This window comes from Staphylococcus simiae (assembly GCF_017357005.1).
Classification (GTDB): domain Bacteria; phylum Bacillota; class Bacilli; order Staphylococcales; family Staphylococcaceae; genus Staphylococcus; species Staphylococcus simiae_A.
Genome location: NZ_CP071589.1, coordinates 926,753 through 940,993 on the forward strand (window position 1 = coordinate 926,753; position 14,241 = coordinate 940,993).

General features: G+C 30.8%; 16 protein-coding genes and 2 tRNA genes. 10 read left to right on the forward strand and 8 right to left on the reverse strand.

The features are described 5' to 3' along the window. Positions 1-75: 75 nt before the first annotated feature. The gene (locus J3R86_RS04195) at positions 76-678 is read right to left on the reverse strand and encodes a CPBP family glutamic-type intramembrane protease (RefSeq protein WP_207518186.1); all 603 of its coding nucleotides are present in this window, start codon (positions 676-678) and stop codon (positions 76-78) included. Between the two features lie 14 nt (positions 679-692). Then, positions 693-869 (reverse strand): YkvS family protein, encoded by a 177-nt coding sequence (locus J3R86_RS04200; protein WP_002461909.1) that lies wholly within the window; start codon positions 867-869, stop codon positions 693-695. A 198-nt stretch (positions 870-1,067) separates the two neighbouring features. On the opposite strand from J3R86_RS04200, the gene J3R86_RS04205 reads away from it, so the two are divergent. After that, positions 1,068-2,054 carry a lipoate--protein ligase gene (locus J3R86_RS04205; protein WP_207518187.1) on the forward strand — a complete coding sequence of 329 codons (987 nt, stop codon included), beginning with the start codon at positions 1,068-1,070 and terminating at the stop codon, positions 2,052-2,054. An 80-nt stretch (positions 2,055-2,134) separates the two neighbouring features. On the opposite strand, the gene J3R86_RS04210 is transcribed toward J3R86_RS04205, so the two are convergent. Then, positions 2,135-2,353: an IDEAL domain-containing protein gene (locus J3R86_RS04210; RefSeq protein ID WP_207518188.1), complete on the reverse strand. Its 219-nt coding sequence runs from the start codon at positions 2,351-2,353 to the stop codon at positions 2,135-2,137. Between the two features lie 207 nt (positions 2,354-2,560). Here J3R86_RS04210 and J3R86_RS04215 point away from each other — a divergent pair, with 207 nt between their 5' ends. The 3 genes from J3R86_RS04215 to J3R86_RS04225 all read left to right on the forward strand — a co-directional run bounded on the left by J3R86_RS04215 (position 2,561) and on the right by J3R86_RS04225 (position 3,439). Further along, the gene (locus J3R86_RS04215) at positions 2,561-3,130 is read left to right on the forward strand and encodes a competence protein ComK (RefSeq protein WP_207518189.1); all 570 of its coding nucleotides are present in this window, start codon (positions 2,561-2,563) and stop codon (positions 3,128-3,130) included. Between the two features lie 143 nt (positions 3,131-3,273). Further along, positions 3,274-3,348: transfer RNA gene (locus tag J3R86_RS04220), tRNA-Asn, on the forward strand. A 2-nt stretch (positions 3,349-3,350) separates the two neighbouring features. Further along, positions 3,351-3,439 (forward strand) — tRNA-Ser (locus J3R86_RS04225). Between the two features lie 410 nt (positions 3,440-3,849). On the opposite strand, the gene J3R86_RS12225 is transcribed toward J3R86_RS04225, so the two are convergent. Both J3R86_RS12225 and J3R86_RS04230 read right to left on the reverse strand, forming a co-directional pair. Beyond that, positions 3,850-3,945 carry an SAR1012 family small protein gene (locus J3R86_RS12225; RefSeq protein WP_278249700.1) on the reverse strand — a complete coding sequence of 32 codons (96 nt, stop codon included), beginning with the start codon at positions 3,943-3,945 and terminating at the stop codon, positions 3,850-3,852. Positions 3,946-4,009: 64 nt separating this feature from the next. Then, a complete protein-coding gene (locus J3R86_RS04230; protein ID WP_002462662.1) occupies positions 4,010-4,237 on the reverse strand; it encodes a TM2 domain-containing protein in 228 nt (75 codons plus the stop codon). Positions 4,238-4,379: 142 nt separating this feature from the next. Here J3R86_RS04230 and J3R86_RS04235 point away from each other — a divergent pair, with 142 nt between their 5' ends. Further along, positions 4,380-4,946 (forward strand): GNAT family N-acetyltransferase, encoded by a 567-nt coding sequence (locus J3R86_RS04235; protein WP_207518190.1) that lies wholly within the window; start codon positions 4,380-4,382, stop codon positions 4,944-4,946. Between the two features lie 62 nt (positions 4,947-5,008). Here J3R86_RS04235 and J3R86_RS04240 read toward each other — a convergent pair whose 3' ends face one another. Continuing rightward, entirely contained in the window at positions 5,009-5,947 is a 939-nt protein-coding gene (locus tag J3R86_RS04240; RefSeq protein ID WP_207518513.1) for a 1,4-dihydroxy-2-naphthoate polyprenyltransferase, read from the reverse strand. 180 nt (positions 5,948-6,127) lie between these two features. Between J3R86_RS04240 and J3R86_RS04245 the strand changes: the two genes are divergently transcribed. Genes J3R86_RS04245 through menB form a run of 4 tightly spaced genes read left to right on the forward strand, consistent with a single transcriptional unit; the run spans position 6,128 to position 10,753 of the window. Next, positions 6,128-7,489 (forward strand): isochorismate synthase, encoded by a 1,362-nt coding sequence (locus tag J3R86_RS04245; protein WP_207518191.1) that lies wholly within the window; start codon positions 6,128-6,130, stop codon positions 7,487-7,489. Further along, positions 7,476-9,149, forward strand: coding sequence for a 2-succinyl-5-enolpyruvyl-6-hydroxy-3-cyclohexene-1-carboxylic-acid synthase (gene menD / locus J3R86_RS04250; RefSeq protein ID WP_207518192.1), 1,674 nt, complete (start codon positions 7,476-7,478; stop codon positions 9,147-9,149). The genes J3R86_RS04245 and menD overlap by 14 nt, the downstream gene beginning before the upstream one ends. Next, on the forward strand, positions 9,136-9,942 hold the full coding sequence (gene menH / locus J3R86_RS04255) for a 2-succinyl-6-hydroxy-2,4-cyclohexadiene-1-carboxylate synthase (protein ID WP_207518193.1): 807 nt from the start codon (positions 9,136-9,138) through the stop codon (positions 9,940-9,942). The genes menD and menH overlap by 14 nt, the downstream gene beginning before the upstream one ends. Further along, positions 9,932-10,753 carry a 1,4-dihydroxy-2-naphthoyl-CoA synthase gene (gene menB / locus J3R86_RS04260; protein WP_207518194.1) on the forward strand — a complete coding sequence of 274 codons (822 nt, stop codon included), beginning with the start codon at positions 9,932-9,934 and terminating at the stop codon, positions 10,751-10,753. Before menH ends, menB begins: the two co-directional genes overlap by 11 nt. Before the next feature lie 86 nt (positions 10,754-10,839). Here menB and J3R86_RS04265 read toward each other — a convergent pair whose 3' ends face one another. Together J3R86_RS04265 and J3R86_RS04270 are read right to left on the reverse strand one after the other, a co-directional pair. Beyond that, positions 10,840-12,003: an aminotransferase class I/II-fold pyridoxal phosphate-dependent enzyme gene (locus J3R86_RS04265; protein ID WP_207518195.1), complete on the reverse strand. Its 1,164-nt coding sequence runs from the start codon at positions 12,001-12,003 to the stop codon at positions 10,840-10,842. A 574-nt stretch (positions 12,004-12,577) separates the two neighbouring features. After that, complete coding sequence (locus tag J3R86_RS04270) at positions 12,578-13,585, reverse strand: acyltransferase family protein (RefSeq protein WP_207518196.1); 1,008 nt, start codon at positions 13,583-13,585, stop codon at positions 12,578-12,580. 151 nt (positions 13,586-13,736) lie between these two features. Here J3R86_RS04270 and J3R86_RS04275 point away from each other — a divergent pair, with 151 nt between their 5' ends. After that, the gene (locus J3R86_RS04275) at positions 13,737-14,156 is read left to right on the forward strand and encodes a MarR family transcriptional regulator (RefSeq protein WP_207518197.1); all 420 of its coding nucleotides are present in this window, start codon (positions 13,737-13,739) and stop codon (positions 14,154-14,156) included. The last annotated feature ends 85 nt before the right edge of the window (positions 14,157-14,241 follow it).

Consider the following 14,241-nt stretch of genomic DNA (forward strand, 5'->3'; position numbering starts at 1 on the left):
CGTTATGACGATTAATAGATTATTTCTAATGATAAAATAAAAAACTTTTCTTAGCCCTCAGACTAAGAAAAGTTTTTAACCGTTAAATATTAATAAAAGAATAATAGCCGCAATTTGTGCTATAGAAGTTGTTGCGATACGTCTTGTATATTCATAACTAATAGATAAGATAATTTGAGCGATAAAAATAAAGAAGACTATCCACCAATTATCTAAATATATAAATAATGAACTAGAACAAAGTGCTGTGACAATAATACTTACCCATGATGGTAAATGATATTGTTCTAAACATTTTTGTAATACCGTACGCATATAAAGTTCATGACAAGGTATAACAATTAATAATGTTACTAGCATTTGCCATTTCCAGTTAACGCCTGTACGCGATAATTCTTTAATTAAAGAAGCATAGCTTAAATCAGAAATCAGTAATGAACACAATAGTTGTATCGCAATCAGTAATATTGCGGTCAAGATACCTACACCAATGGAAGTTAATAACCGCTTGGATTCTATATCTCTTTGATAAAAGACGTAGCTAATTCCAGCAATTAACATAATTCCGGTATATAGATACCAGTATTCTTGATGTTCTCCCCACATAATAAATAAAATAATGTGGAATATTATGAAACTTATAATAAACCAAATTAAAGACTTTGAAATCTTATTCATTATTATTAACCTTCTTATTCAACGATTTTATATCGCTTATGATTGATAACAGTTTTTTCAGGTAAGTCAAGATCGTTAAAGTTTTCCATAATTGTTAAATCTACAATAACAGAGTTGTCGTTAATTTTTTCAACGCGTCCTTTTAAACCATCCATAAATTCAACAATATTACCTACTTCTGCAATAGTCATTTTAAGTCCTCCTAAAATCATAACTAAATTATATTGTACTAAAATTCACTAAACAAATAAACTATTAACATATAAAAATAATTAAGTAACTTTTCACTGCTAAATAACATCAAAACTGAGTAAATGATTGGCAATTTTTTTCAGAATAAGGCATAAATAAGGTGAGTGTTAAATAAAGATCAATAAGGAGAGAATATTATGAAATTTATAAGTAACAACAATATTACTGATCCCACTTTAAACTTAGCCATGGAAGAATATGTGTTAAAAAATTTACCAAGTGAAGAAAGTTATTTTTTATTCTATATTAATCGTCCATCTATTATTGTAGGAAAGAACCAGAATACGATTGAAGAAGTGAATAAAGAATACATAGATAAGCATAATATTGATGTAGTTAGAAGAATATCTGGTGGAGGAGCTGTTTATCATGATACAGGTAATTTGAACTTTAGCTTTATTACAGATGATGATGGTAATAGTTTCCATAATTTCAAAAAATTTACTCAGCCTATCGTACAAGCATTACAGACTCTAGGTGTAAATGCAGAATTAACAGGACGTAATGATATTCAAGTTGGACAAGCTAAAATCTCTGGTAATGCTATGGTTAAAGTAAAGAATAGAATGTTTAGTCATGGTACATTAATGTTAAATAGTGAACTTGATGAGGTACAGAATGCCTTAAAAGTAAATCCAGCTAAAATAAAATCAAAAGGGATAAAGTCAGTACGTAAACGAGTAGCAAATATTGAAGAATTTTTAGCAGAACCATTAGATATTGAAGAGTTTAAAACGATTATTTTAAAAACAATCTTTGGTGAAAATGAAGTCGAAGAGTATATTTTGACTGATGAAGATTGGGCTAATATAGAAGCTTTAAGTAATGAAAAATATAGAACTTGGGATTGGAATTATGGTAGAAATCCAAAATATAACTTTGAACGTGAAGAAAAATTTGACAAAGGATTTGTGCAAATTAAATTTGATGTTAAAAGGGGTAAAATTGAACACGCTAAAATATTTGGCGATTTCTTTGGGGTAGGAGATGTTACTGATTTAGAGAATGCATTAGTTGGATGTTTGCATGATTTCGAACATATTGATGAAGCCCTAGCAGAATATGATTTATATCATTATTTTGGAGATATTGATCGTCACGAATTAATTAGATTAATGTCATAACAATAAATAAGGACTATTCTTACATGTTATATGAAGTAAGAGTAGTCCTTTAAATATTAATAATGGAATAACATATTTTATTACTCACTTGTAAAAGCCTCCAGGTTGTTATATTCTGTAACATACATTTGAAATGCTTCTTCATTCTTGTTAACGAGAGCTTGATCAATCAGATCTTCAAGTTGTTGTTTTCTAACTTCTCTCAAGGCTTCATCGATGATTAATTCAATACCTAAATCATTAACAGTAGTCACAAATTGTTCGAGCGTTGTGTGCTTAACATGTGTATTGTATTTCATTTAAATCACTACCTTTCTCTAATTTATAGTTAGTATACATTTTTTTAATTTTGAAATCAATGAATATTCTGACTATTTTAATAATATTAATGTAAAATTATACTAAAGGAATAACTTGACATTAGATAATATTATTATAAAATATTTTATATTATCAGTTGTTTAGATAATTGATAATGAATAATTTAATAAAGTGAGGTAATGCCTATGCATTCACAAAGTGTTTATGTTATTCATAAAGGAGATATGGTTATTCGTCCAGCTACAGATGAATATGATCAACCTAATGGCAGTGAAATTATTCGCTTCGATCAAACTAGGATACATAGTCCATTTAAAGTTCAAAAAATAATCGAGCGCTCTTGTAAATTTTATGGCAATACATATTTAGGTAAAAAAGCTGAAACAAATCGTATTACTTCCATTTCAAGTAAACCACCAATTTTATTGACGCCACTTTTCCCAACTTACTTTTTCCCTACACATTCTGATAGACAACGAGAAAATATTTGGATTAATATGCATTACATTGAAGAAATTAAAGAATTAAAAAACCGCAAATGTCGTATTACTTTTATTAATAACGAAAGTATCATCCTACATGTTTCATACCACAGTTTATGGCACCAATATACTAATGCTATTTTATACTACTATCTTGTTGATAAACAATCCCGCATGATATCAAGAAACCCGGATCAACCAATTGACTATAATAAAGCAACACTCAATATTTTTGAAGCATTAACGCGATATTCTTTATTTGAAGATAAATAAATTGTTTATAATTAAAATATGCGGAATGTTTTATAACTATAGTGTAAATGTTCTGCATATTTTTTTGTACTTTCTCTTGCAAATTGAGTTAATCTTGTTATAATAATATTTGTGCTTGATATTGATAACACTTTAATAATTATTCCACAGTAGCTCAGTGGTAGAGCTATCGGCTGTTAACCGATCGGTCGTAGGTTCGAGTCCTACCTGTGGAGCCATTGGAAACGTACTCAAGTTGGCTGAAGAGGCGCCCCTGCTAAGGGTGTAGGTCGCGAGAGCGGCGCGAGGGTTCGAATCCCTCCGTTTCCGTTATTTAGTAAAAGTTAGTGTGGATGTGATTCATACTATTGCGAAGAACGTTGTTAACTCAGCGTTCTTTTTTATTTTGTTAAAATCTATTAAAGTTTGTTATGAAAATTGGTTCTCTGTCAAATTGGACTGATGCATAATTATTTTTTCAAGCCTCGCGTTCCTAGGTTGCTGTCTCAGCCTGTAGTCTTCGACTAGCACTGCTCCCTCAGGAGTCTCGGCTTCAAAATAATTTATATTTTAAACTATAAAATTTTTATTTATCAGTCCTAAAAAATAGAGAACCTAAATATATTATGATTAAAGTCAATTCAACCTTTACTATAAGTGTTGGGTTGATTTTTTGTTGTTAATAAAAAACAGATTTTAGATAAAATTATAATTCATCTAAAATCTGTTGAATATTTATGTTATTGATTTTTATTACTAGACATTTTATTACGAATAAATTTAACTACATACCCTACAATAAGAATTCTTGCAATTCGTTTAATAATATTTTTCATTTTTTCAACCCCTGTCATTAGTGATAGAGTTTATATACCCTTATTAATTAATTGTATGTGTATATTATGTTGTTTTTTCTTTTTTAGGAAAGACAATATAACCATCTTTATCAGCTTTTTTAGTGAATATAACTATAATAGCATTGATAATGGCAACAACACTTGGTATGCCTGTCCAGAAAAAGAGTAAGTGTAATAATCCTTGACCGAATTGATCAGCATAAAACTTATGAACACCTACGCCTCCAAGAAATATTGCTACTAATACATAAATCGTTTTATTAACCTTCATAATATTCAACTCCTTTTATTAATACGTAACAATTCGTCGTGTCATTTCAACTTAATATCATCATATCATTTTCAAGCTAATTATTTTAACAAAATCAAATATTTACTATAATAAAGTGATAAAGGAAGAAGGACTGATAGTTATGATTCGACAAGCAACTATATCTGATTGCCCAACAATTGCACAATTAATTTATATCGTCTGGCAAGATATGGAATTAGATCTAGTAAAAGAAGCGCCTAAAGCACAAGTCATTGATGCTATTATCAAAAGTTGTACTGAGGTGACGTATAGAACGTATTACCAACATATTTGGGTCTATGAAGTAGCTGGAGAAATAGCAGGTTGTATTATAGCTTATAATGCGAATAAAGAACTAACGTATGAACAACAATGGAACGCACTTGATTTACCATTACATATAAAGAAATATGGCTCTCCGTTACCTGTTAAAGAAGCAAAAGATAACGAGTATTATATTGAAACTGTTGCAGTCTTTGACCGATTTAGAAGACAAGGTATCGCTACGAAATTATTAACGTATCTGCTTCAACAACAGCCAACATTACTTTGGAGCTTAAATTGCGACAAATATAATGATCAAGCATTTAAGTTATATCAAAAAGTAGGATTTATATATGAAGATGACATTACATTATATGATCATGACTATTATCATATGGTTTATCAAACTTTAATTGATAAGTAAATACAAAACACTCGTTAAAACGATTGGAATCGTCTTAACGAGTGTTATAAGGTTAATACTATTTAAATACCTGCTAAAACAGCACTGATATAAATTCCTAAAGCATATAATAAGCCGAAGAAGGTATTAGTTTTACCTGCTGCTGCCATCGCTGGCATCATTGTTTGAGGTGTATCATTCTTTTTGAATCGTCTAATCACTTTAATTGGCATTGGGAAAGAGAATAAGACGAGTAAGTAAAATAGTGAACCACCAGGTTTAATAAATATAGTTACAATTACAAATAAATAAGCAATGATATACATAATAGCCATGAAAGTGATTGAAGCTTTTTTGCCTAACAGAATTGGTAATGTTCTTCTACCACTGGCTTTATCTTTAACGCGATCACGGATATTATTTGCCATATTGATTAATCCAATAGTAATAACAATTGGTATACTTAGCCAAACCGCATAGCTTTGAATATTACCAGTTTGAATAAAGAATGAAATGAGTATGATGATCATGCCCATAAAGACACCAGAAAATAATTCGCCAAATGGTGTCCATGAAATTGGGTAAGGTCCGCCTGTATACAAATAACCTACGGCCATACATACTAATCCAACAGGTAAAATCCAAAATGAACTATAAAATGCTAAGAAAATCCCTAAAATAGCAGCAATAATATAAAAAGCGATAGCTAAACGCATAACTAATTGCGGACTCATTCCATTACGTACAATTGCGCCACCAATTCCAACTGATTCATGATCATCAAGACCTTTTTTATAATCATAATATTCATTAAACATATTTGTAGCTGCTTGAATTAACAAACATGCTAATAACATAGCTAGAAAGATTATAATTTTAATGTGGTCTTCACTACCAAGAAAGTAAAGTTTTGAAGCGGCAGTACCAACTAAAACTGGTACCACAGCAGCAGTTAATGTATGAGGACGCATCAATTGCCAATATTTGTTAACAGTAGAATATTGTTGATATTGATTTGCCATTGATTTCATAACCTCTTTAAAATTTATTTTAATAACAAAATTAGTGTAATAGAAAGTAGCATAAAGGTCAATGAACGTATAAAATTGCTCAATTGTTTTAAGCAATTCTAGTAACACATTTATTTAAAAATGATACAATATAATAATGAGTGAAAAAAGACTAGGAAAGAAGTGAAATGAATGACTATGGGCATAGATAAGGACTATATTATAAATGAAATATATGAATGCTCTAAAGAATGGGTTTCTGTTGAAGTTAAATTAACACAACAATTAGATCCGATTACATTATTTCAACTCACTGATAAGCACAGAGGAGATCGTTTTTATATGCGTTTGAATGATAATCAAACGTCATATTTTGGTTATTCAGCAATTAAAATTTTTAAAAATAATTTTAAAAATAAGCAGTCTATCTTTAGAGAATGGGAAAAAGTAAAAGAAGACGTTGCTTTAATACATTCAAATGAAACGAAACATCATTTAAGAATAGTAGGAGGATTCCAATTTTCGAGTCATAAGTCTGATGATGAATGGCGTGAATTTGGTTTGAATCATTTTGTATTACCACAAGTACTTATTTCGATAGATCACAATGATTGCTATTTAACTTATACAGTAAGACGCAATGACTTTGATATTGAGCACTTTAGTGAATTAGTGAATCATTTCAATGGACTTGAAAAGATGTCACTTGATAAAACGATTGGTAATATTACGCGATTAGAAGATATCTATAAAGATGATTGGCGTCAGTTAGTAAGTGAAGCTATTGACGCAATGAATAAAGATGAAAAAATTGTTTTGGCAAGAAGACGTTTGATTAAATATGATCGAGATATCAGTATTCCATATATACTTAATCAAGCTTTATCAAAGGAAAAAAACAGTTATATCTTTTTATTAGAGTCTGATGATTCTATATTCTTCTCGCAAACACCAGAACAGTTGCTAAAGATTAATGATCAAGTATTATCTACAAAAGCAGTTGCTGGGACAATTAAAAGGACACATGATGAGGAAGAAGACCAACAACATATTGCAGCATTCTTAAAAGATAATAAAAATTTAAATGAACATCAATTTGTTGTAGATAGCATTTTACATGATATCGAGCCGTATGTCACAGATATCACCTATGATAAATCACCTAAAATTTTGAAAAATGATCATTTATATCATTTGTTTACGGAAATAAAAGCACCTTTAAAACAAGCGTCTTATAGTGGACTAATTGACAATTTACATCCAACCCCTGCATTAGGTGGATATCCTAAAGAACAAGCTTTGGATTTTATTGAACAAAAAGAGTTTGGTACGAGAGGTCTTTATGGTGCACCAGTTGGCTTTATAGACGTGTATAATGATTGTGAATTTATTGTGGCAATACGTTCTATGTTAATTAAGCAAAATCAGGCTACGTTATTTGCTGGCTGCGGTATTGTTAAAGATTCTAATGCTGATAGTGAAGTAGAAGAAACGAATTTGAAGTTTTCACCAATGATGAAAGCTTTAGGAGTTGATATGAGTGACAAATCATAACGAAGCATTAACTACGCAAGTTTATACATTTGCTTCAGAACTATATGCATATGGTGTAAGAGAAGTTGTAATTAGTCCTGGATCTAGGTCAACGCCTCTGGCAATTGCTTTTGAAGCACATCCAAAGATAACGACATGGATACATCCAGATGAACGTAGTGCAGCATTTTTTGCTTTGGGTTTAATTAAAGGTAGTGATAAGCCTGTAGCGATATTATGTACTTCAGGAACAGCAGCAGCTAATTATACGCCAGCAATTGCTGAAAGTCAGATAAGTCGTTTACCATTAATTGTCTTAACGAGTGATCGACCACATGAATTAAGAAGCGTTGGCGCACCGCAAGCGATTAATCAAGTTAATATGTTTAATAATTATGTTAATTATGAGTTTGATATGCCAATTGCTGATAATAGTAAAGAATGTTTGGCTACAATTCAGTATCAATTACAAATTGCTAGTCAATATTTATATGGCCCACATAAGGGACCGATACATTTTAATTTACCGTTTAGAGATCCATTGACACCAGATTTAACAGCAACTCATCTGTTAACATCGCATCATAAATTAATACCACGTTATCAAAAGACGATTGATATTACTGATATTAAAGAAGTATTAGCACGTCCAAAAGGTATGATTATTGTTGGTGATATGCAGCATCAAGAAATTGATCAGTTATTGACATATTCAACTATATTTGATTTGCCAATTTTAGCAGATCCATTAAGTAAAATTCGGAAATATCAACATCCTAATGTCATTACAACATATGATTTACTGTTTCGTGCAGGTTTAAAACCACATGTTGATTTTGTTATTAGAGTAGGGAAACCGGTCATTTCAAAACTGACGAATCAATGGTTAAAAGCTTCTGATGCTTTTCAAATTATTGTTCAAAATAATGATAAAATGGATGTGTTTCCAAATGAACCCAACGTGGCATATGATATGTCCGCCAATGACTTTTTCAGATCATTAATGAATGAAGATAGTGTTAATAGAAAATCATGGTTAACGTATTGGCATGACTTAGAACATCATGCTAGAGTTGAAATTCAACATTATATAGCGTCAGCAAACGATGAAAGTGGATTTGTTGCACAAGTATTAGATAAAATACCTGATCATCATGCACTATTTGTTAGTAATAGTATGCCAATTAGAGATATTGATAATTTGTTTGTAAATCAAAATATAGATATTTATGCAAACCGTGGTGCTAATGGTATTGATGGCGTTACGTCAACAGCATTAGGTATGGCAGTACATAAAGATATTACACTATTAATTGGTGATTTATCATTTTATCATGATATGAACGGCTTATTGATGTCTAAATTGAATGATATTCATATGAACATCATACTGTTAAATAATGATGGTGGCGGTATTTTTTCATATTTACCTCAAAAAGACAGTGCATCTGATTATTTTGAACGTTTATTTGGTACACCAACAGGATTGAATTTCGAACATGCAGCTTTAATGTACGACTTTAATTTCGTCAGATTGGATAATATTAGTGATTTTGCTCAGCTATCATTATCTACTATAAGTTCGACAATTTATGAGCTGCAAACAAATCGTCAAAACAATTATCAGCAACACCAAAAATTATATAAGAAATTGAGTGAGATTGTTCATGCTAAATCATAATTTTTATAAGTCACCGCATCATACATCACAGCTCATCGTTTTATTGCATGGCTTTATTAGTGATAGTCGTACTTTTGATAATCATATACAACATTTATTAATGCAAAGTCATGTTCTAACAATTGATTTACCTGGACATGGTCAAGATACGTCATCTTATAATGAAGTATGGCACTTCGACTTTATTACTAAAGCATTAGACGAAGTATTGTCGAATTATCATGATTATCAAATTTATTTATGTGGTTATTCAATGGGTGGTCGAGTTGCGCTTTATTATGCTGCAAATAGAGAGACGCTATTATCTGGACTAATATTAGAAAGTACGACAGCTGGGATTGAAGATGAAGTGATGCGACAAGAGCGCGTTCAAGTTGATCATGCACGTGCTAATGTGTTAGACATTGCTGGTATTGAAGTATTTGTTAATGATTGGGAACAATTACCATTATTTATGTCACAACAGCAATTATCAAAAGAACTACAGCAACAGATTAGACAACAACGTTTATCTCAAAATGCTGCTAATTTAGCTAAAGCATTGAGAGATTATGGTACTGGACATATGCCTAATTTATGGCCATTACTTCCGTCAATTAAAATACCAACGTTAATTTTAGCTGGTGAATACGATGAAAAATTTGTGTCGATTGCACAAAAAATGACAAATTTGATGCCAAAGAGTAAATGTAACATTATTTCTGGTGTCGGACATACAATTCACGTGGAAGATAGAGCGGAATTTGATACAATAATATTAGGATTTTTAAAGGAGGAGCAAAATGACTACTAGACAATGGGAAACATTAAGAGAATATGATGAAATAAAATATGAATTCTTCGAAGGGATTGCGAAAGTTACTATTAATCGCCCAGAAGTAAGAAATGCTTTTACACCTAAGACGGTAGCTGAAATGATAGATGCATTTTCACGTGCTCGTGATGATCAAAATGTATCAGTCATTGTATTAACTGGTGAAGGAGATTTAGCATTCTGTTCTGGTGGAGATCAGAAAAAACGTGGACATGGTGGATATGTAGGCGAAGACCAAATCCCTCGCTTAAATGTATTAGACTTACAACGTTTAATCCGTATTATTCCTAAACCTGTTATAGCAATGGTTAAAGGGTATGCAGTTGGTGGCGGTAACGTTCTTAACGTTGTTTGTGACTTAACAATTGCGGCTGATAATGCTATCTTTGGACAAACTGGTCCAAAAGTAGGATCATTTGATGCTGGTTACGGTTCAGGTTATTTAGCTCGTATCGTTGGACATAAAAAAGCTCGTGAAATTTGGTACTTGTGTCGTCAATATAATGCTCAAGAAGCATTGGATATGGGACTAGTTAATACTGTTGTACCATTAGAACAAGTGGAAGACGAAACTATTCAATGGTGTCGTGAAATTATGAAACATTCTCCAACTGCACTACGTTTCTTAAAAGCTGCAATGAATGCAGATACAGATGGTCTTGCTGGTTTACAACAAATGGCTGGAGATGCAACATTGCTTTATTATACAACTGATGAAGCTAAAGAAGGTCGCGATGCATTTAAAGAAAAACGTGATCCAGATTTTGATCAATTTCCAAAATTCCCATAAGTTAGAAGCTTTCGGGATAACAATTAAATATTTGACAATGAATAAACCACTCATAAGCATGTTAAATGTTATGAGTGGTTTATTTGTTATTCAGCACTATATGTTTGTAGGAAATTTCTAAGACGTTTAATACCTTCTTGTAATACTGACATATCATAGGCATAAGAAATTCTAACATAGCTTTTTCCTGCGCTAGTGAAAGCTGAACCAGGAACGATTGCAACATGTGCTTGTTCAAGTAGAGATACACAAAATTCAAAATCATTATCAGTTAAATGCTTAATACTTGGGAAAATATAAAAAGCACCTTCAGGCTGTGCTGGAATTTCAAAACCAAGTTGTGTTAACTGTTCAACTAAATAATCTCGACGTTCTATATAAGCTTGATTCATATAGGTCGGAGCATCTAAGCCTTCGTTGAGTGCTGCAATACAGGCTTTTTGGGCAGGCACATTAGCACAAATGCAATTATAGGCATGCATAAAAGTTAACTTATCAATTAAATATTGTGGCCCAAGCAAGAATCCAATTCGGATACCTGTAGCTGAATGTGATTTACTTAAACCACCAATTAATAACAATTGATCACGGATTGCATCATATTGTGCAAATGACGTATGAGTATCAGTGAAAGTATTTTCAGCATAAATCTCATCACTAATAATAAAGATATCATGTTGTTTTAAGACATCAACAATGGCTGATACTTCATGCTGTTTTAATATTGCACCTGTTGGGTTAGTAGGATAATTAAGCAAGATTGCTTTTGTGTTGTTCGTAATATGATTTTCAAGAGCTTCAGGCGTAATTTTAAAATGACTCGTTGATGTATCTATATAAATCGGATTACCGCCTAGAACTTCAATTAACGGTATATAACCAGCATAAATCGGGCCAGGAATAAGTATGTCATCTCCAGGTTCAATAATACAACGTAATGCAGTATCGATGGCTTCACTAGCACCATTAGTTATAATGATTTCTTCTGGATCATAGCAAAAATGATATTTATTATCAAAATAGTTGCTAACTGCCTGTCGAGTCTCAAGTAATCCTTTATTATGAGAATAAGTCGTGTCATTATTCTCTATTGCTTTAATATAGGCATTTTTAACTACATCAGGCATTGGAAAATCAGGTTGACCAATCGTTAAGTTAATACAATCATCAATATCTTTCATACGATTTGAAAATTGTCTAATACTAGGAGCCCTTAAAAATTTAGAATTTGTATTTAATGAAAGTTCCATTGTTACACCTCATATATTATAGCGAATAATTATTATCTAAAAATTTAGAAATTATTATTATCATAACATACTTTAGGGAAGTAGCATTAGAATTATATGAGAAAAAATGAATACTGATAGGGGATTTAATTATAAAGATAGCTAATTGTTAAGTTTATTAACATAAATTTATATATGTCGATGTAGAGGAACCAAATAAAAGTAGATAATTTAAAATAAGATATTACTAGAGTGAGATATGAATATTACTCTAGTAAGTTGATTTAAAATATAAAAAAAGAGTGAATAGGGGAATGGGATGGAAATAAATTTTATTTCATAATCCCACTCCGGCAAGACTGACAGATATTATAAAACGCGGATGTATCAACATTTTATAATACAGACAATTACTGACAATCGTAAAAATTTATTATAGAAATTTTTTGTCTCAGGCTCACGTTATCCCCCTAGCAAAATTGACTAGAATTAAAAATGCTGATGAATTTTAGTTTTTAATTTAAACTGGTTCTAATAAACGTATTTCATAGCGCAATAATTTCGTTTATGTGCAATGCGTAGCGATAAATTCAAATTAACTTTTAAATTGTGAAGGTTTTTTTAAATTTATTATAGGATTCGTCCATTTACAAACAATATTAGATGACAATATAAGTACAATAAAGGTTGAAATGACAACTAAAAAAATATAAATCATTATTGAATGCGTTCCTTTGAAAGGATACCAACCTAGTCCTCTAACTATGCCAATGACTAAACCATGTAACAAGTATATATACATCGTTCTTTGACCAATATATGTATACAGTTGTTTGTCTTTTGGTACTAAATTTAAAAAAGCACCCATCGCAATTAATATCACCATATACAATAATAAACGTTTGAATGGACTCAATATATTTGATCCTTCATGTTCTAAGGAAGTATATGGAGAAGCACCCAACAACCAATCAGCATTAATCGGATGAATAATGTAAATGATATAGTAGGCTAAGAAAATCATAATTGATGCTGGTATCCATTTCTTTTGTCTAAATATCATTGTTCGATCTTTGGTGAATAGGTATCCGATATAAAAGATTGGGAAAAAGACAATTGTTCTTGAAATACTCAAATAACTATCAATATTTACTGAAAAACCAGCTATCACTGAAAAAATAATTGACACAATTAATACTTTAGTAGGATTAAACCTGCGTACTATTATTAAAATAACGTGAAAGAAAAAGAGTGTCATTAAAAACCACAGTGCAAATACTGGATTAAATGGATCTAATTGTAAGTCATCGCTTTTACCAGTCAAAAAATAATAGATAGAGAAAAACATAAAGAAAATCATATAAGGTATTAATAATCTTTTAGCAATTTTTTCTAGATAGAATGGCTGATCTATATTTTTAGCAAAATAACCTGATATAAATAAAAATGTTGGCATATGAAAACTATAAATGACTAAATAGAGAGCAGATAAATATTTGTCTCCACTAGTATAAGGTTGTAACATATGTCCAAATACAACTAAAAAGATAAGTATTGCGCGCGCGTTATCAAAGAAGTAATCTCTATCTTTTAATGTAGTCATTGTTTGTCTCCTTTATTTCTTAAGACTGTTACTAATTTATTATATTTAGAACTAGTTATGCAACAATTTTGTCTAAACTGTCGAATAGTGTTGTCTATTTAATAAAAAAATAATATAATATTATAAATAAAATGTAGTGGAGTAGAACAACATGTACAAACAACTAGAAAAGCTAATTACACTGACAAACAATGATTTGAACTTAGTAAACAGACGATTTGGCCAACGAAGTGATATTACGAGTGATCAACTTGAATTATTACGTATACTTTATAATTTTGATCGACTATCACAATATGATTTAACGATGAAGATTAGTAGAGAACAGTCAATAGTATCACGCTGGATAAAAAAATTAGTACAAAAAGGATATATTACAAGTCAACAATCGAGTGAGGATTTAAGATGTAAAGAGTTGATATTAACCGACAAGGCAAGAGCACTAATAACGCAAATTAATAATGCTAGATGTGAGTTAATTGAAGCAAGATGCCACTGTTTATCTTCCGATGAATTACAGCAATTAAATCAATTACTAGATAAATTAAACCAAAGACGTATTATGTTGTAATAGCAGAACGATATCATGATAAATAAATGTATAAATATATATAATGAATAATCGCTAATATATGATTGACCGACTTTTATAGTGC